Genomic DNA, 18,607 nt, shown 5'->3' with positions numbered 1-18,607 from the left:
CATACGACAAAAAAGGGTACGTTGACCCTTTAGTTATATCGATTCATGAGCGCAATCCATTCAGTATCCACAAAATCGGTTGCGGCGGACACAGCTTGATCGAGCGTATCATTTAATTCTGGCATGTCTTCTTTACGGTAGTTCATAAGCACCCAATCGACCACTTTAATCGGATGCGGCGGACGGCCGATTCCCAGTTTCAGACGTTTAAAGTCTTGTGTGCCTAAATGCTGAATCAACGACTTGATGCCGTTATGTCCGCCGGCACTGCCTTTCGGACGGAACCGCAGTTTTCCTGGGACCATGTCCAAGTCATCATAAATGACGAGCAAGTCGTCAATCTCAATCTTATAATAATCTAAAATCGGACGGACCGACTCGCCTGATAAATTCATATACGTGAGCGGTTTGACGAGGACGACACGTTCTCCATTGATTCTTCCCGTTCCAATCAATGCTTTAAACTTGGTTTCATCGAGTTTGATCCCATGTTTGTCGGCAAGGCGATCAATCGCCAAAAATCCGACGTTGTGACGGGTCATCTCATACTTTTTGCCTGGATTCCCGAGGCCGACGATACATTTCATCTTATTCCTCCTGAACAAAAAAGCCCAAAGGCGAACGCCTTCGGGCCTCGTTTTTTTAATCGAACAGTGTGCTCACCGATTTGTGCTCGTGGACACGCATGATCGCTTCTCCAAGCAAACGGGCAACCGACATCTGCTTGATTTTGCTTGAACATTCGCGACCTTCTAAATCGATCGTGTTCAAAACAACAAGTTCCTTGATTGACGAGTTGTCGATCCGTTCCATCGCCGGTCCAGATAACACTGGGTGTGTACACGAGGCGTACACTTCTTTTGCACCAGCTTGGACGATGGCATCGGCCGCGAGCGTGATTGTTCCAGCTGTATCGATGATGTCATCGATCAAGATGGCCGTCTTGCCTTCAACACTGCCAACGATGTTCATGACTTCAGCCACGTTCGCTTCAGGACGACGCTTGTCGATGATGGCGATTGGAGCCTTCAAGCGTTCGGCAAGCTTACGGGCACGCGTGACGCCACCGTGGTCCGGTGAAACGACGACAATGTCTTTCGCTTTAAATTCATCTGTCTCAAAATACGTCGAGATGAGTGGAACACCTAATAATTGGTCTACTGGGATATTGAAGAAACCTTGGATTTGAGCAGCATGCAAGTCCATCGTGATTAAACGCGTGGCACCTGCAACCGTCAATAAATCAGCGACAAGTTTCGCTGTAATCGGCTCACGTGAGCGCGCCTTGCGGTCTTGGCGAGCGTAACCGTAGTATGGCATGACCACGTTAATCGTCCGAACCGATGCTCGTTTCAACGCATCGATCATGACGAGTAACTCCATGAGCGTTTCGTTCACCGGTGAGCTCGTCGATTGAATGATGTACACATCATCGCCTCGCACGCTCTCCTCGATGTTGATGTAAAGTTCTCCGTCGCTAAACCGCTTCACTTGGCAATCGCTGAGCGGGATGCCAATTTCCTTGGCAATCTCTTCGGCGAGTGGGCGGTTTGAGTTTAAGCTAAATAGGCGAATTTCACGTTCATATACAGTAGACATGTTTAGGATTCTCCTCCATCGTTTTCCATAATAATAGGCAGCAACTTATCGTTTCGTGTAACCTTCTTTATTCGTTTGGCGTTCGCGTGCAATCGCAAGCGCCTCTTCAGGAACGTCATCCGTGATCGTCGAACCGGCTGCTACGATTGAGCCTTTTCCGACTTTCACCGGAGCGATCAAGTTCACATTGCAGCCGACGAATGCATCGGCTTCGACGACCGTTTCGAACTTGTTCTTGCCATCATAGTTGACCGTAATCGAGCCACAGCCGAGGTTGACGCGTTCCCCGATCGAAGCATCTCCGATATAGCTGAGATGTGATGCTTTCGCACCGTCTCCGAACGTTGATTTTTTGATTTCCACGAAGTTACCGACGCGCGTATTCGCGCCGAGGACTGCTTGTTGACGAAGGTGGGCGAACGGCCCGACCTGTGCTTCAGTTCCGACACGGCTGTCACTTACGACCGATTGACGAACCGCCGTACCGTCTTCGATGACGCTATTGCGGATATCTGAATTTGGACCAATCACGCACTCTGAACCGATAATCGTTTTCCCGAGAATGACCGTCCCTGGATAGATGATCGTATCCGAACCGATGACGGCATCTGGTGAGATGTATGTCGAAGCTGCATCCATGAATGTGACACCTTCACGCATGAGGCGTTCGTTCGTCCGCTTGCGCATGACCGCTTCAGCTTGTGAGAGAGCGACACGATCGTTGACGCCGATCGTTTCATCGAATGTCGGCGCCGTGTGTGCTGCCACGACTTCGCCTGCTTCTTTCGCAATCGAGATGACGTCCGGCAAGTAGTACTCGCCTTGAGCGTTGTTGTTTCCGACTTGCTTCAATGCATCAAACAATAGCTCGTTATCGAACACGTACGTTCCGGTGTTGATTTCACGGATCTCTAGTTCAGTGTCAGACGCATCTTTATGCTCGACAACTTTTGTGACATTTCCGTCTTCCCCGCGGATGACGCGGCCATATCCAGTCGCATCATCAGCAATCGCAGTCAACACGGTCACTTTTGCCTGTTGCGCCTCGTGATGGGCCAACAACGCCTCGAGCGTTTCCGCTGTCAATAGCGGTGTATCGCCGCAAACGACGAGCGTCGCGCCAGGTTTGCCTGCGAGTTCAGCTTCTGCCATCTGTACCGCATGGCCCGTACCGAGCTGTTGTTCTTGGACCGCATACTCCACGCGTGAGCCTAACGTCTCTTGTACCGCTTCAGCCCCATGGCCGACGATGACGATTTGACGACTGACCCCGATCTTGTCGAGTTGATCGACGACGTGTTCGACCATCGGTTTTCCAAGGACCGGATGAAGTACTTTATAAAGCTTCGACTTCATGCGCGTCCCTTTACCTGCTGCCAAAATGACTGCAAAACGATCCATTCTTGATTCGCTCCTATCTCATATCGACTGTAATGTACTCAAATGTTCGGTTTTTTATACATTCAAACCTTATTTACACCGTATCTACTATATCGAAACCATGACGCGGTTTCAACCGTTGTACCTATTCGTAACCAATGAAACGTAAAAAGGCAGCGGAAGGATCCCCCATCCGCTGTCAAATGTTACTCGTTCATGGCATTATATTGGGCTTGCGTCTCGGCGATAGCGACGTCCTCTTGACCGTACGCCTCTAAAACGGCAGCCTCGACTTTCTGACGCATATCTCCATTAATCGGGTGAGCAATGTCACGGAAAATCCCTTCTGGCGTCCGCTTGCTCGGCATCGCTACGAACAGACCGGTACTCCCTTCAATAATTCGAAGGTCGTGTACCACAAATTCGTGGTCGAGTGTAATGGAGGCCAGTGCCTTCATTCTACCTTCCGTCGCGACTTTGCGAATTTTTACGTCTGTGATCTGCATGTTTCGCATCCCCTTTTCATCGTTGTCTGGACCGTGGTGTACTTTCTAAAAGGCTGAGATGATTCCAAGCGAACCGATTGACTTCGTACGAATCTTATACCCTTTCATCATAAAACGAAATCAAATTTTTGCCAATCACTTTAAGAATTGTTCGACGTTTCCACGCGAAATCGTGACGAGACCTTCATCCGAGTCGACGTTCGTCAATTTCATCAAACTGACGTATTCGCTCACCATTTTCTTCTCGGCGCCTTCTGCTTCCATAAGTACGCCGACACCGGCAAGGTTCGCTTCGAACTCGTTCAAGAGACTCATCATCCCGCGAATCGTTCCGCCAGCTTTCATGAAATCGTCAATCAACAGCACGTTCGCACCACGTGGCAAACTACGACGCGCGAGCGCCATCGTGCGAATCGCCTTCGACGAACCGGAGACGTAGTTGATACTCACGGTCGAACCTTCGGTGACACGACTATCGGACCGAACGATGACAAACGGTACCCCGAGTTGCTCGGCGACAGCGTAGGCGAGCGGAATTCCTTTCGTCGCAATCGTCATGACGACATCGACTTTCCGATCGGCGAATACCGAGGCGAAGACTTGGCCCATCGGCTTCACTTGACGCGGGTTACCGAGAACGTCTGTCAAATAGAGGTAGCCTCCCGGAAGCAACCGTTCTGGCTTCGACAACTGTTCACATAGCCCATCGATCATCGAGAGCGACTTATCTTTGCTCCACCCTGGGATGAACATGACGCCACCGGCCGCTCCTGGCACCGTGACCAGTTTACCTGTGCCATCGTGGGCCAACATTTCACTGACGATGACCAAATCTTCACTGATAGATGACTTGGCTGCTTTATAACGGCTCGAAAACATCGATAACGAGACGAGCTGGTGCGGATGGTCCAGCAAATAACGGGTCATATCAACGAGACGACCACTTCTACGAATTTTCATACGGATTCCCCTTCACTTCTTCAATAATAGACGAATGTTCTAAACAGAATATATCATTCTCATTCGTCTTTGTTCAATGTTTTTTGCCGAGAATCCGAACGACGAACACTTCAGGACAAAATCCTTTCAGCCCGTTATAGACACGATGTGCTTTTTGTTCATGCTCAATTAGTGCGAATACGGTCGGACCACTTCCGCTCATGAGCACCCCATCCGCTCCGCAGTGGAGCATCGTTTCTTTGATTTGGCGAACTTCCGGATGAAGTTCGAGCGTGACCGCCTCAAGGGCATTGCCTAAGTTTGCACAGATGCCATCAAAATCACGATCACGAATCGCCGTGACCATCGCCTCGGTATTCGGATGCACAATCTTCTCCATCTCCACCGCGCGATAGACGTCGGCCGTCGACACACCGATTTTCGGTTTCGCCAAGACGACGTAACACGGTGGCGGTGACGGGATTGTCTCTAACTGTTCACCGCGTCCGCGCGCGATGGCTGTTCCCCCCATGACACAAAACGATACGTCCGATCCAACGGCGGCCCCAAGTTCGGCTAACTCTTCTAACGACAGGCCGAGATCGAACAGGTCGTTCATGCCTCGAAGCGTCGCGGCAGCGTCACTCGATCCGCCAGCTAGCCCTGCCGCGACCGGAATCTGCTTGTCCAATACGATTTCGACACCTTGCTTGATGCCAAATCGCTTCCGCAACAACTCGGCTGCACGATACGCCAAGTTCCGGTGGTCATTCGGCACATAGGCATGTTCAGATTGAATCCGAATCTCGTCTGTATCAAGGACGGTCAATTCCAGTCGATCCGATAAATCTACTGTCGTCATTACCATTTCTACTTCATGATAGCCATCTGCCCGCTTCCCAAGGACGTCAAGCGTCAAATTGATTTTTGCCGGCGCTTTCACACTGATCGTGCGCATATCGTTCACCCTTCCCATGTATCTCCTGTTCGCCATTGTACCGTAAACGAGCGCACAAAAAAAGAAGCAGCTGCCAATGCATCCGCCTCTCATTTATCGTTCAATTGCTGAATTCAATTTTAACTGTATCCGTTAGGACATCAGCGTAGCTATATGAGACACGTTCCACGTTATGGTGGTCTTCATCCAATTTGACGACAAACACCGCGGGATACGTCTCAACGAGCGTTCCAAACCGAGTAACGACTTTCTTACGACCGCCGTTTGCTTTCAACGTCAATCGTTCTCCAACATGCGATTCGAGTTTCTGTCTGATTTCTTGCAACGTCTTTGGCATACGCTTCACCTCACTGTTACAAGTATAACACATTCATAAATGAAAATAAAGATTAATATTATATCGATTCGCTATCCGGTCGTCAACTGTTTTTAAGTGGTAAAATTGTGTCCGCTAACCGGGCAAACTCTTCAAGCGAAAGCGTTTCGCCTCGCCGTTTTGGATCGATTTCGGCCTCACCCAAGAGACGTTCGATTTCCATTTTTTTATCTTTGCCCAGGTGGTTCGTCAAGTTATTCAAGATCGTTTTCCGACGTTGCGCGAAACTGGCACGGGCAATCTCGAAAAAGAAGGCTTCATCTTTCACGTCGACCGCCGGTTTGGGACGCATCTTCAACGTGATGACCGCTGAATCGACGTTCGGAGCCGGCATGAACACACTTTTCGGGACGATAAAGCTTACGTTCGCCTCTGCGTAATATTGAATTGCAATCGAGAGAGAGCCGTATGCTTTCGTACCAGGCTTCGCTCCAATCCGCTCGGCAACTTCTTTTTGAATCATCATGACGAGTGAACGGAACTTAATTTGGCTTTCCAGTAAACGCATGATAATTGGCGTCGTCACATAATACGGCAAGTTCGCCACGACCGAGATGTCTTCGATGCCTTGACTGAAAAACTCACGCTCGACGATGGCTTGAATATCGAGCTCGAGCGCATCGCCGTGGATGACATGCACGTGTGGATAAGGAGACATCGTGTCTTCCAAAATCGGAAGCAGACGTTGGTCGATTTCGAGGGCGACGACCTTCTTCGCCCGCTTGGCAGACTGTTCCGTCAATGACCCGATACCGGGACCGATTTCGAGCACCCCGCTCGCCTCTCCCAGCTCCGCGGCGTCCACGATTTTATTCAAAATATTTAAATCGATTAAAAAGTTCTGCCCAAGCGACTTTTTAAACGAGAAGCCGTGACGTTCTAGAATTGATTTCGTGCGTTGAATTGTGGCGATGTCTTTCAATGATTTTCCTCCTCTAACTGAGCCAGTGCTCGTTCCCATTCTTCAATCGTGACCCGTAACGCTTCCACGCGTTTCACAAACTGTTTCGCGTTCGGTTCACCAATGCGAAGTAACACCCCGAGCCGTTTGCGCCGCCGCGCCGCGTCTGGTCCGCCAATCAAATCGGCCTCGAGCACCATCTGACGGGTGACGAGCGGCATGTCAGTCTCAATCCGCTGTTCATACAACGCTTCGAGCACACGGCGAATCGTCGCTGGAGAAGCATACTCGACCCCGATTTTACCGCGCTTGTCTTTCGCTTCGGCTCGAGGGAGATAGGCATGCTTGCACCCTTTGACTTGCTCCTCGACGATGGCCCGGATCCGGTCACCCGGATAATCCGGGTCCGTCAAAATAATCACGCCTCGTGTCTCTTGGGCACGTTTGATTCGCTCGATTGTTTGCTTCGAAACGGCCGACCCGTTCGTCTCAATCGTATCGACGTCATATACTTCCTGTAGCCGCGTCGTGTCGTCTCGACCTTCGACGACGATCACTTCTTGTATCTTTTCACGCATCATCGGTTCCTTCTTTCTCTTCTTGCTTCGGGATGACCCAAATCGTGAGTGGCTGACGCCCAAACGTCACCGCCTCTTCTTTTGAGTCCATCATCACATCGATTTTATTGCCTTTGATGGCACTGCCTGTATCTAAGGCAATCGCCATCCCAAACCCTTCAACGTACACGCGTGTGCCGAGTGGGATGATGGCTGGATCGACCGCGATGATTCGCATGCCTTCATACAGAATCGTGTCCGTCACATCATAACCGCTGCGCGTCAGTACCCTGCCGTCAAACGTAATTGTATCTTCTGCATTGTTCGTATACGCCGTCGCCTCGACGAGAAGCTGTTTCGCAGAGGTGAAATCTAAGACATCCTCGGCTCGAGGCGTCTCTTCGATTTTAATCTCTGCTTCCTCTCGAAACGGGCTCGACGGTTCGGTCGTTGCCGTCTCCTCTTGTTCTTGCTCGGTCTCTTGATTCGCCTCTGGTTCAGCTACGATTCTCGTTCCAAGTTTTATGATTTGAGGGCGTACGGTTCGCAGCGTTTCCACGCTCGTTTCGGTCCGATTTGTAATTGTACCATTTTCCACTGTCAGTGCATACCGCGTCCGTTCGAGTCCAGGGACACCGACTTGAACAACCTCGGTTTCTCCGAGCGCAAGCGTGTCATCCTCTTTTCTGACGATTTCAAATGGGATGAGTCGATTCTCATACTGCACGACGTCTCGACTCACGTTGACCGTGATTGTCATCCCGTCTCGTACTGGTGTCGCCAGAGCCGGTTCGACGGTATCCTTGTCAGAAACCGTCACATTCGCCTCCTGTAGCGCCTGCTCGACAGTTTGAGCCATCGTATAAACCGTCTTCGCCTCATCGCCGACAATGACATCGAGGGTGACGACAGGCTGATACCGGATGGTCATACCCGATGTAATCGGGGTACGGACGCCCGGGTAGACATCGTCCCCGTCACGGACACTCACTCCATAACGAAGCAACACGTCTTCGACAGTTCGTTCACGCGTCTCAATCGTTTCGATTTGTCCGTAACCAATTTGTAGCGAGACGGTGCGGGCCCGCTCAATCTGAATAACTCGGTCGAGCGGAATATCCGCACTCAAGGCCGGTGTCACGACGTCTGACTCGTCAACGACAATCCCTGTCTCTTCAAGCACGTCTAACACCGACTCGCCCCGACTTTCATGCACCATCGTCACTCCGTCATCGATGATGGTGACAGGTTCTGGTTGCATCGCCATATAAGCGAACACAGCGGTGGCCACGACGCCGACGCTTAACACGATCCGTCTGAGCATCATGGAAGACGGAACAGGCGCTTCGCATTAGCGGTCGTCGCCTCGGCAAGTGCGTCGTAAGACATGTCACGTAGCGATGCAATCTCTTCAGCGACATACGTGACGTAAGCCGGTTCGTTCCGCTTGCCACGGAACGGTGTCGGCGTTAAATACGGACAGTCCGTCTCGACGAGGAGTCGATTGAGCGGGACTTGTTGTGCCACCGCTTTCGGTACTTTCGCATTCTTGAACGTCACTGGTCCCCCAAGAGAAATATAGAAGTTCAAACGCAGACAGCGCTCCAACAATTCGACGGACATGCTGTAACTATGGAACACACCACCGACCTCTTCGGCGTGTTCTTCCTCTAAAATATCGAGCACGTCCGCGGTCGCTTCACGATTGTGAATCACGATCGGCATATTCGTCCGTTTCGCGATGGCAATTTGTTGCCGGAACACGCGTTGTTGGACGTCTTTAGGCGATTTGTCCCAATGGTAGTCGAGCCCAATCTCCCCGAGCGCCATCACTTTAGGGTGATCCATCAACGTCTCGATTCTTGCCAAGTCGGCCTCCGTGCAATCGACGGCGTCGACCGGGTGCCAGCCAACGATCGCGTAAATGTCTTCATACGTTTCCGCGAGCTCGATGGCACGCGTGATGGTCGGATTGTCGAACCCGACGACGAGCATCGGGGAAACGCCAGCAGCACGAGCCCGTTCAATCGTCGCTTCGACGTCTTCATTGAACTGTTCTGCATTGATATGTGTGTGTGTATCAATCAACATGATGGTTCCTCCTTGTATAGACAAAGAGGGAGACCGAAGTCTCCCCCAAACGATTATTTGACGATGGCCCCGTTCGGCATATTCTCAGATACGGTCGCAAGTTCAAGCTTGCCGTCTTTATCAGCCGCTAAAATCATCCCTTGTGACAACTCGCCACGCAGTTTGACCGGCTTCAAGTTGGCCACAACGATGACTTTCTTGCCAACCAAGTCTTCCGGCGCATACCATTCCGCGATACCCGAGACGATTTGACGCGTCTCCCCGCCAAGGTCGACTTGAAGTTTCAACAACTTCTTCGCCTTCTTGATTTTATCGGCTTCGATGATTTGACCGACACGGAACTCGACTTGATCAAAGACGTCAATCGTGATTTCTGGACGCACGTCCTCATCTTCGATGTCGCCCGCTTCCGCTTCGGCTTCTTCGACGCGTGCTTGCGAAGCTTGACGCATCATCTCTTGAATCGCATCGACTTCTTCTTTGACGTCACGACGCGGGAAAATCGGTGTCCCGTCTGTGACGAAGGCTCCATCGAACGCCGCGAACGTATCGAGTGCTTCCCATGACATATCTTCTCCTTCGAGACCGAGCTGACGGAACATCTCTTTTGGCGCCCGTGTCATGAACGGTTGAATCATGACCGCGACGTGACGGAGCACGCCGGCGAGGTGAGTCATCACCGACGCCAGTTCGTCTCGTTTCGTTTCATCCTTCGCAAGGACCCACGGTTGTGTCTCGTCAATGTATTTATTGGCACGGCTGACGAGTTGCCAGATGCTTGTGAGCGCGACTGAAAACTCCATGTGCTCCATGGCCGCTTCCGTCTTCTCTGTCGTCTCGTTGACGACTTGAAGCAACGAGGCATCGAACTCCGTCACATTACCCGCATAAGCAGGGATTTCGCCATCAAAATACTTCTTAATCATGGCCACGGTCCGGTTGAGCAGGTTTCCGAGGTCGTTCGCAAGATCAAAGTTCAAGCGATCAACGAACGCTTCCGGTGTGAACGTGCCGTCTGCTCCGAATGGAACTTCACGAAGAAGATAGTAGCGGAGCGAGTCGAGTCCGTAACGGTCGATGAGTGGAATCGGGTCAACGACGTTGCCTTTTGATTTCGACATTTTGCCGTCTTTCATGAGCAACCAACCATGCGCGAAAACTTGTTTCGGCAACGGGAGGTCAAGCGCCATGAGCAACGCCGGCCAAATGATTGTATGGAACCGGACGATCTCTTTTCCGACCAAATGGACGTCGGCTGGCCAATAGCGGTTGAACAACTCGTCGTTGTCCGATCCGTAGCCGAGGGCAGAGATATAGTTCGTGAGGGCATCGACCCATACATATACGACGTGCTTCGGGTTCGATGGGACTTGTACACCCCAGTCAAACGTCGTCCGTGAGACAGCCAAGTCTTGAAGGCCCGGCTTCAAGAAGTTGTTGATCATCTCCGTTTTACGCGATTCTGGCAAGATGAAGTCAGGGTGCGACTCGAAGTACTCGATCAAACGATCCGCATACTTGCTGAGACGGAAGAAGTAACACTCTTCGCGTACAAGTTCGACTGGGTGACCGCTGTCCGGGCTCTTCCCGTCGATGAGCTGAGACTCCGTATAATACGTCTCATCAGGAATCGAGTACCAACCTTCATACTCTCCTAGATAAATATCATCATTTTTAAGAAGCGTCTCGAACACATGCTCGACGACAGCTTTGTGGCGTGCGTCTGTTGTACGGATGTAGTCATCATATGAGATTTCGAGACGGTCCCATAACACTTTGATGTCTTTGACAACTTCATCCACGAACGCTTGCGGTGTCACACCGGCTTCTTTCGCTTTTTCTTGAATCTTTTGACCGTGTTCATCCGTCCCCGTCAAATAACGAACGTCAAAACCTTTCAAACGCTTATAGCGCGCGATCGCATCGCCGGCCACCGTCGTATAAGCGTGACCGATGTGTAGTTTGGCACTCGGATAGTAAATCGGAGTCGTAATATAAAAAGTAGGCTTCGCCATTGTATGTTCTCCATCCTTTCGACATTTGCAATTTCCATTATACACGGTTCGACAAAAGAATTTCCAAACCAATTGTTTGGAATTTTTTTGTTGTTATCTCATAAAATATGTTCCAAAAAAACCCTTTCTTTGTTTCATTTCCTAACTTTCGGGGAATTTTAGGTATATATCGCTCCTACATCGTCATTTTTCGAAAATGTAGATTTCCAATAGTAAGCAGTTGACTGCAATTGGAAAGTTTAGTATGCTTTTTGCTGTAGTAACATTGTCGAATTTTGACGACTCATGTCACCAAGAGATTTCGACACCATTGGAGGAGGAAACACAAAATGAAATCTACAGGTATCGTACGGAAAGTTGATGAGCTCGGTCGTGTCGTCATTCCAATCGAATTGCGCCGCACACTCGGGATTGCTGAGAAAGATGCACTTGAAATCTACGTCGACAACGATCAAATCGTGTTGAAAAAATACAAACCGAACATGACTTGCCAAGTGACGGGCGAAGTATCGGATGACAACTTCAAGTTGGCTGACGGTAAATTGATCCTTTCACCGGAAGGCGCACAACGCGTTCTCGTCGAGTTGAAAAACATGCTCGAAAACTACTACAGCGAAGAGTAAGCAAGGGATTCCTTGCTTACTCTTTTTTGTCGACTTGATGATACGCGTCATACACTTCACTTCGTGACAGACCCCGCTCTTTAGCGGCTTGTTTAATGGCGGCGTTCGGTTTTAAGCCATCCTCAATGTAACGGTCGACGTGCTCGAGGGGCGATAGCGCCTCCCACCAATCGTGTGTCGGTGCCGCTTCCGTCGATCCTTCCACCATGACGACGAATTCGCCGCGTACTTCGCCTCCGCACCAGACAAGCGCTTCTTCTACCGTCCCTCGTAAAAACTCTTCAAACGTTTTCGTCAACTCTCGTCCGAGAACGAGTTGCCGATTGCCGAACACGTCTTGAATCCCGGTCAGCATCTCTTTTAACCGATGTGGCGCTTCATAAAAAATGATGGTGCCCGGTTCATATTGTAAGGATGACAACACCTCGAGCCGCTCTTTCTTTTTACGGGGCAAGAATCCATAATACAAAAACCGCTCGGTCGCAAGACCAGAGGCGACAAGAGCCGTCAACGCTGCGTTCGCTCCAGGGAGTACGACGACGGGGAGCCTCGCTTGAATGGCCAACCTCACGAGGTCAATCCCAGGGTCCGAAATACCCGGCATGCCAGCGTCTGAGACCACGGCGACCGACTTGCCCGCCTCAATATCTTCGATTAAGCGCGAGCCACTCACGTGCTTATTATGCTCATGGTAGCTGACCAGTTTCGTCTCAATGCCGAAATGACGACAGAGTTTCATCGTTTGGCGCGTGTCTTCAGCCGCAATCAAATCAACTTCTCCTAGAATTCGAACCGCCCGATACGTCATGTCTTCTAAATTTCCAATCGGCGTCGGCACAACATAGAGCGTGGGCCCATCAGTCTGATAACTTTTCTGTGAGTTCATTACTCGTTCCCTCCATCAATTGCTGTTTTTGAGCCCGCGTGAGTTGTTTGATGGACCATTCGTACTGCATGGCTTCACGTTTGGTCGCAAACGACCTGACATATCGCAACGTCACCGGGAGACGAGCTCGTGTATATTTCGCACCTTTGCCGTTGTTATGCACTTCCATCCGCTTATCAACGTCCGTCGTATAACCGGTATAGTACGTTCCATCGTTGCACTCGAGAATATAGGCAAAGTACTTACGCATCGAGGATTGCCCGCATGTCGCTCGTATACGTGTCATCTTCCTCATAAACGATAAACGGAGGTAAGATTGTGAGCCCTGCTTTTCCATCTTTCGACCCCTCTATTAACAATGTGTTCGCGTCTCGACCTTGCTTCGGATAAACGAGTTGCATTCGCTTTGGTTCAATCCGATATGCCCGCATGAGCGTCAGAATGTCGAGTAATCGCTCCGGACGATGGACGAAGGCCACTTTGCCACCCGGTTTGACGAGTTGACTGGCTGAACGAATACAGTCTTCTAGTGTGCAAAGGACTTCATGGCGTGCAATCGTATGATGTTCATTTTGATTGCGTAGCGATGTCTCGTTCGCCAAAAAATAAGGGGGATTGCATGTGACAACATCGTAACGGGCATGACCTAATAGACTGGCAGCAGTTTTCACGTCCCCTTCAACGATGTGGAGCCTCTCGTCCAACTCATTGATGGCAATGCTTCGATTGGCCATGTCGACGAGGCGAGGCTGGATTTCAACACCCGTGACCGTCCCTTTCGTTCGATATGATAAAAAGAGCGGAATCGCCCCCGTGCCGGCGCACAAATCGACGAGCTTTCCTTTTTGAATCGGCACCCATACAAATTCGGCGAGTAATACGGCATCCAATGAAAATGAAAAAACGTCATCACTTTGAATGATCTTGCCGGGACGCCCTAACAAATCATCAAGACGTTCACCTTGTTTAACAGTCACGCCATTTCCCTCCTACATAACGTACAAAGGCGACGGACGGGAATACCCCCGTCTATCGCCCCTTATTAATGTTTATTTAGCATCGACATGCAGAAGAGACAGTCTCCGTCTTTTCTGACTTGTCCATAGTGCAAATTACAAATGTGAAATCCTTCTTGGTATAACGCCGCCAGATTGTTCTGTCCTTTTCCGGACAACGCAATTTGGGGATCTCCATCAGGCGTCTCGACTTCTGCAAGTTGCTCCACTTTTTCACGCAAATGATGGTTTTCGAGATACATGTGTTGGTTTTCTTCGAGCAAATAGGCGAGTTGCTCTTTGAGCACCCCTAAATGCTCCGTCAACAATTGCATTTGTTGCTCGATCGCATCGACCCGCATCATGACTTCCTTTTTATCCATTCTTTCCACTGCTCAGCACCCCATCACTGTTTCGACGGTTTTCGTTTGACTGCACCGACCTCGACGAGCTCGTCGATTGTATACGTCACAACACGGGTCCGATCATTCAACTCGACTTGAATCAATTGATCCAAGATATTGAGACCGATGACACGTCCGTCACCTTCTGGAATTTTGATTCGTTTTCCGACGTCTGGTAAGTCCCGCTTCAATTCTTCATACGTATCATTCTCGTATTTCAGACAGCACATGAGACGACCACACACACCGGAGATTTTATTCGGATTCAAGGATAAGTTCTGATCCTTGGCCATTTTAATCGATACCGGCTCAAATTCCCCTAAAAACGAGGAGCAGCACAACACACGACCACAAGGCCCGATTCCGCTCAGCAGTTTTGCTTCGTCCCGAACTCCAATTTGACGGAGTTCGATCCGGGTGCGAAACACACTTGCTAAATCTTTGACGAGTTCCCGAAAATCAACGCGCCCCTCTGCCGTGAAATAAAAGATGACTTTATTACGATCAAATGTATACTCAACATCTACTAACTTCATTTCAAGTCGATGTTCACGAATTTTTTCTTCACAGACGGCGTGAGCGTCAAATGCTGCCAATCGATTGTCTTGAACGATTTCGGCATCTTTTTGATCGGCGACACGAAGGATTGTCTTTAACGGCAATACTACTTCGTCTTCACCCAGTTGCTTACCAACTTGGACGACTTCACCGTATTCGATGCCTCGTACCGTCTCTACGATGACATGGTCTCCACGTTCAAGCGTTGCTTCGCCTGGTGAAAAGTAATAGATTTTTCCCGCTTCTTTAAAACGGACTCCGACTACTTCAAGCACGCTCTCCTATCCTTTCTGCAAATCGAACGTTAACCGTTCGAACGTTAATTGAGGATTGACGTTTGCCTCAAGCCGTCGAATCGCCTCATGGACAGATTCAATAGCATGGACGATTTTATGAACCGGACGATCTTTTACAAACGCGGTATATAGCGCCTGTTCTTTCGTAAACAATTCCGGAACATAGTCTGTTCGCACTTTGAAGTGGAGCGCTTGCTCCAACCAATTTCCGAATAGCTCGAGACCGACTCGCAATTCATTCCGCCCTTTAAAATGACCGAGCCATTTTTCTTGGGCAAATAAAAGCAATTCTTGCGGGCGTTTTGTCAATACTTCAACTAATTGTACCACTAGCCCATACGCCTGTACAAACCAGTCGTTATGAAGCGCCTCACGCGCGTCTTCGAATTTCGGATATGTCTCTAAAGCAAGACGCGCTAAATCGCTCGTACATTGCACGTCTGCGACCAACGTTTCCACAAGCCGTTCTCGATTGATCGGTCGAAACACTAAATGCTGAGCCCGCGAGCGAATGGTTGGTAATAGGAGTTGCGGCTGGGTCGTGACCAAGATGGCCAGTTTTCCAACGCCCGGTTCTTCGAAAAATTTTAAGAGACTGTTGGCCGCCTGAGGTGTCATTTTATGCGCTTGATGAATGACATATATTTGACGGTCCCCTTCTGCTCCACGTAGCGACAAGTCGCTCAACAATTGTTGAACTTGTTCTTTTTTGATACTGGCCCCATCCGGTTCCACTTCCATATAGTCGACGAGGTTGCCCGAATCCATCCGTCTACAGTTTCGACAACTGCCACACGGCTCTACCCCGTCAGGCGACTCGCAAAAAAGGGATCTTGCAAACAGTTGCGCCGTCTCAATTAAATAAGGTTCATAATCTCCCGAGAAAATATAGGCGTGACCCACCTTTTGAGCGACAATCGAATTTTCAATCACTTTGGCGATAACCGTTTGAGATTTCGCTAAATCTTGAAAGCTCATATTCGTGACCGTTCCCATTAAAACTGATGGAATCCTTCAATCGGCAAGACGAACACCGTCGCTCCGCCAACTTGTACTTCTACCGGATACGGAATATATGAATCAGCGTGACCGCCCATCGGTGAAATCGGCGTGATCATTTGATCTCGGCTCGAACAATTCGATTTGATTAGCGCGAGCAAATCGTCTAACCGTTCTTTTGGTACACCGATCATAAACGTTGTGTTACCTTCTTTCAAAAAACCTCCGGTTGTGGCTAATTTTGTTGCGCGGAAGTCCTCTTCGATTAAAGCATCTGACAACCGAGCACTATCCTTATCATGTACAATCGCGATTACCATCTTCATCATTGCGTCACTCCTCTTTCATGTAATCGTTCTAACGTAATATCTAACACTTCATCTTGAATCATTTCAATTGTAGCGTTCGCATCGATACGAACCATCCGATCCGGATGTTGTTCTAATAATTTTTTGAACCCATCGTATACGCGTTGATGGAAAGACTCATCTCGGCTCTCGATACGGTCTAATTGACCTCGATCTTTCATGCGACGGCTCGCTTGATCAGGGGTCAAATCAAAAAGGAAAGTCAAATCGGGTTTAATCCCGGCCGTTGCCCACTCGTTCAGTGATAGAATTTGATTCAAATCATATTGGAGCCCATATCCTTGATAGGCAATTGAGGCATCGACAAATCGATCACACACAACAATCGCCCCTCGTTTAAGGGCAGGTCGAATCACTTGATCGATGTTTTGGGCACGGGACGCGGCATACAGCATCATCTCGACGCGTGGGGTCATTTCATCATGTTCTGGTGATAATAAGACCTCTCGAATACTGTTTCCGACTTTGGTCCCTCCTGGTTCTCGAGTGACGACTACTTCGTATCCTTTTTCAGTCAATGAACGAACTAACAATTGCAACTGCGTGGTTTTCCCCGAACCGTCGGGACCTTCTACAGTAATAAACATACCTTTCACGATTAAAACTCCTCTACGATAACATCAATTTGTTTCATCATAACATGCCTGCTCGCTTGAAGGTTCCGTCCTAGTGAAATCCATTCATTCAATACTCTAATTTTCTCGTGTGTGATGACTTCTCCTCTTAGTATCCACGGAATTCCTGGTGGATAAGGGATAACGGTTTCTGCAGCAACGGCTCCTATTGCTTGTTCAAACGATTTGCGAATGATATCCGCATCATCTGAAATAGCATGCAACACCGAAACACGTTCTGTCATCGGGTAAGGATAGATCGTTTCATCTTCGACTATGAGTGGGACGTGTTGTGATGCATTTTTAATCAGTTTCACCCAATGTTGAATCTCTTTGCTTTTTAATTCCCTTAACGGCAGGCAGAATAACACATGATCTTCTGCAGCCAGTTCCGTATCAATACCGATTGACGCCAAATGTTGACTGAAGATGAGACCATTTTTCGGATATGTCAGCAAGGTCATTTTGGTAAAATCATCGCCCACTTTGATTGAAAAGCCAGCACGTCTCATTTCCATGATGAATGCAAAATGACTTTTTTGAATATGTGTCCAATCTCGTTCACTCAAATTTTCGAGATACTCTCTAGCGTAATCGAGTGAAGCCATAATCAAATAAGACGGACTAGACGTTTGAAAAGAAGAGAGTGCATGAAATAAACGTTTCTCATTAATCTCTTCCTTATAATGGACCCATGCCCCCATCGTGAGCGCTGGAAGGGTTTTATGAGCAGACTGGACAACGGCGCTAGCTCCTTCGAAGATAGCGGATCGCTTTGGAAATGTAGGATGAATCAAATGAGCGCCATGTGCTTCATCAACTAAAAGAGGAATATGCAACGGACGCAAATAAGCACTGATCTCCGGGATGTTTGCCATGTCTCCGTAATAAGTAGGAGATGTCAGTAGGAGGGCCTTCCCACCTGGGTACTGCGTGACAGCATCTTGAATTGTTTCTAATGCGACGACAGTCGGTAAACTGCTCCCCCTATCTAATTCAGGAGTGAGTAAAATGGGTTCTAAACCGAGCCACTCAATGGCGTTCCACACGGATTTGTGGGAATTACGTTGTACATATACTCGTTCTCCCCGTTTCACAGTTGCTGCCAACAGACTCCAGTTTCCCGCCGTTGACCCATTCACTAACCATTTACTTTTACTTTGATAAAGAGATCCTAGTGCCCTCTCTCCTTCTAGAATAATACCTTCAGCATGGTGTAAATCATCCAAGTGTCCGAGTTCTGTTAAATCGTATGGCATTATTTTTTGGAATACAGTCGGAAGTTTCTCATCTCTTACTGTTCCATTGTGATGACCAGGTACATGAAAAGAGACACGATCTTCGCGTACATGTTGCTCCAATGTTTCCATAAATGTGAAAGGATTATGTTTAGGTTTTCGAGTCATATAGGCAACCTTCCTATCCGAAATAGATGCGACTTATATACAAAAAGAGACGATCAAGCGGATGCTTGATCGTCTTTCGCGTTGGCCTGGCAACGTCCTATCCTCACAGGGGGAGACCCCCAACTACTTTCGGCGC

Annotated in this window: 22 protein-coding genes; 1 reads left to right on the top strand and 21 read right to left on the bottom strand. The window is 49.1% G+C overall.

Annotated features, from left to right (window positions below; all coding sequences use genetic code 11):
* Positions 1–29 precede the first annotated feature (29 nt).
* The 12 genes from pth to metG form a co-directional block, all read right to left on the bottom strand.
* Positions 30–587 (bottom strand): aminoacyl-tRNA hydrolase, encoded by a 558-nt coding sequence (gene pth / locus KNP72_RS14190; RefSeq protein WP_214834098.1) that lies wholly within the window; start codon positions 585–587, stop codon positions 30–32.
* Positions 588–642: 55 nt separating this feature from the next.
* Positions 643–1,599 (bottom strand): ribose-phosphate diphosphokinase, encoded by a 957-nt coding sequence (locus tag KNP72_RS14185; RefSeq protein WP_021065746.1) that lies wholly within the window; start codon positions 1,597–1,599, stop codon positions 643–645.
* 45 nt (positions 1,600–1,644) lie between these two features.
* Complete coding sequence (gene glmU, locus KNP72_RS14180) at positions 1,645–3,000, bottom strand: bifunctional UDP-N-acetylglucosamine diphosphorylase/glucosamine-1-phosphate N-acetyltransferase GlmU (protein WP_214834096.1); 1,356 nt, start codon at positions 2,998–3,000, stop codon at positions 1,645–1,647.
* Positions 3,001–3,185: 185 nt separating this feature from the next.
* The gene (gene spoVG, locus KNP72_RS14175) at positions 3,186–3,485 is read right to left on the bottom strand and encodes a septation regulator SpoVG (protein WP_021065748.1); all 300 of its coding nucleotides are present in this window, start codon (positions 3,483–3,485) and stop codon (positions 3,186–3,188) included.
* A 135-nt stretch (positions 3,486–3,620) separates the two neighbouring features.
* Complete coding sequence (purR, locus tag KNP72_RS14170) at positions 3,621–4,445, bottom strand: pur operon repressor (RefSeq protein WP_021065749.1); 825 nt, start codon at positions 4,443–4,445, stop codon at positions 3,621–3,623.
* 73 nt (positions 4,446–4,518) lie between these two features.
* Positions 4,519–5,382: a 4-(cytidine 5'-diphospho)-2-C-methyl-D-erythritol kinase gene (gene ispE, locus KNP72_RS14165; protein WP_214720454.1), complete on the bottom strand. Its 864-nt coding sequence runs from the start codon at positions 5,380–5,382 to the stop codon at positions 4,519–4,521.
* A gap of 100 nt (positions 5,383–5,482) precedes the next feature.
* Entirely contained in the window at positions 5,483–5,719 is a 237-nt protein-coding gene (locus KNP72_RS14160) for a Veg family protein (RefSeq protein ID WP_021065751.1), read from the bottom strand.
* An 82-nt stretch (positions 5,720–5,801) separates the two neighbouring features.
* Positions 5,802–6,680: a 16S rRNA (adenine(1518)-N(6)/adenine(1519)-N(6))-dimethyltransferase RsmA gene (gene rsmA, locus KNP72_RS14155; RefSeq protein WP_058765146.1), complete on the bottom strand. Its 879-nt coding sequence runs from the start codon at positions 6,678–6,680 to the stop codon at positions 5,802–5,804.
* Positions 6,677–7,237: a ribonuclease M5 gene (gene rnmV, locus KNP72_RS14150; RefSeq protein WP_214834094.1), complete on the bottom strand. Its 561-nt coding sequence runs from the start codon at positions 7,235–7,237 to the stop codon at positions 6,677–6,679. The genes rsmA and rnmV overlap by 4 nt, the downstream gene beginning before the upstream one ends.
* Complete coding sequence (locus tag KNP72_RS14145) at positions 7,230–8,540, bottom strand: 3D domain-containing protein (RefSeq protein ID WP_251129034.1); 1,311 nt, start codon at positions 8,538–8,540, stop codon at positions 7,230–7,232. Before KNP72_RS14145 ends, rnmV begins: the two co-directional genes overlap by 8 nt.
* Positions 8,540–9,307 (bottom strand): TatD family hydrolase, encoded by a 768-nt coding sequence (locus tag KNP72_RS14140; protein WP_214834088.1) that lies wholly within the window; start codon positions 9,305–9,307, stop codon positions 8,540–8,542. The genes KNP72_RS14145 and KNP72_RS14140 overlap by 1 nt, the downstream gene beginning before the upstream one ends.
* Before the next feature lie 53 nt (positions 9,308–9,360).
* Positions 9,361–11,322: a methionine--tRNA ligase gene (gene metG, locus KNP72_RS14135; RefSeq protein ID WP_214834086.1), complete on the bottom strand. Its 1,962-nt coding sequence runs from the start codon at positions 11,320–11,322 to the stop codon at positions 9,361–9,363.
* 329 nt (positions 11,323–11,651) lie between these two features.
* Here metG and KNP72_RS14130 point away from each other — a divergent pair, with 329 nt between their 5' ends.
* The gene (locus tag KNP72_RS14130; protein WP_012727742.1) at positions 11,652–11,945 is read left to right on the top strand and encodes a transition state genes transcriptional regulator AbrB; all 294 of its coding nucleotides are present in this window, start codon (positions 11,652–11,654) and stop codon (positions 11,943–11,945) included.
* 16 nt (positions 11,946–11,961) lie between these two features.
* Here KNP72_RS14130 and rsmI read toward each other — a convergent pair whose 3' ends face one another.
* The 9 genes from rsmI to KNP72_RS14085 all read right to left on the bottom strand — a co-directional run bounded on the left by rsmI (position 11,962) and on the right by KNP72_RS14085 (position 18,471).
* The gene (rsmI, locus tag KNP72_RS14125; protein ID WP_214834083.1) at positions 11,962–12,831 is read right to left on the bottom strand and encodes a 16S rRNA (cytidine(1402)-2'-O)-methyltransferase; all 870 of its coding nucleotides are present in this window, start codon (positions 12,829–12,831) and stop codon (positions 11,962–11,964) included.
* A complete protein-coding gene (locus KNP72_RS14120) occupies positions 12,803–13,081 on the bottom strand; it encodes a GIY-YIG nuclease family protein (RefSeq protein WP_214834080.1) in 279 nt (92 codons plus the stop codon). Before KNP72_RS14120 ends, rsmI begins: the two co-directional genes overlap by 29 nt.
* Positions 13,074–13,808: a tRNA1(Val) (adenine(37)-N6)-methyltransferase gene (locus KNP72_RS14115; protein ID WP_058765157.1), complete on the bottom strand. Its 735-nt coding sequence runs from the start codon at positions 13,806–13,808 to the stop codon at positions 13,074–13,076. The genes KNP72_RS14120 and KNP72_RS14115 overlap by 8 nt, the downstream gene beginning before the upstream one ends.
* A gap of 65 nt (positions 13,809–13,873) precedes the next feature.
* Positions 13,874–14,209 (bottom strand): DNA replication initiation control protein YabA, encoded by a 336-nt coding sequence (gene yabA / locus KNP72_RS14110; RefSeq protein ID WP_021065760.1) that lies wholly within the window; start codon positions 14,207–14,209, stop codon positions 13,874–13,876.
* Between the two features lie 23 nt (positions 14,210–14,232).
* Positions 14,233–15,063, bottom strand: a complete 831-nt coding sequence (locus tag KNP72_RS14105; RefSeq protein WP_021065761.1) for a PSP1 domain-containing protein — start codon at positions 15,061–15,063, stop codon at positions 14,233–14,235.
* A 6-nt stretch (positions 15,064–15,069) separates the two neighbouring features.
* A complete protein-coding gene (locus KNP72_RS14100; protein ID WP_214834077.1) occupies positions 15,070–16,062 on the bottom strand; it encodes a DNA polymerase III subunit delta' in 993 nt (330 codons plus the stop codon).
* Between the two features lie 17 nt (positions 16,063–16,079).
* Positions 16,080–16,409 carry a cyclic-di-AMP receptor gene (locus KNP72_RS14095; protein WP_029594397.1) on the bottom strand — a complete coding sequence of 110 codons (330 nt, stop codon included), beginning with the start codon at positions 16,407–16,409 and terminating at the stop codon, positions 16,080–16,082.
* Positions 16,409–17,047: a dTMP kinase gene (tmk, locus tag KNP72_RS14090; RefSeq protein WP_214720463.1), complete on the bottom strand. Its 639-nt coding sequence runs from the start codon at positions 17,045–17,047 to the stop codon at positions 16,409–16,411. Before tmk ends, KNP72_RS14095 begins: the two co-directional genes overlap by 1 nt.
* A 2-nt stretch (positions 17,048–17,049) precedes the next feature.
* Positions 17,050–18,471, bottom strand: a complete 1,422-nt coding sequence (locus tag KNP72_RS14085) for an aminotransferase class I/II-fold pyridoxal phosphate-dependent enzyme (protein ID WP_251129033.1) — start codon at positions 18,469–18,471, stop codon at positions 17,050–17,052.
* Positions 18,472–18,607 lie beyond the last annotated feature (136 nt).

Origin of the sequence: Exiguobacterium sp. s152, from assembly GCF_018618335.1 — a bacterium.
GTDB lineage: Bacteria > Bacillota > Bacilli > Exiguobacteriales > Exiguobacteriaceae > Exiguobacterium > Exiguobacterium chiriqhucha.
This window is presented reverse-complemented; position numbering and strand designations above follow the sequence as displayed.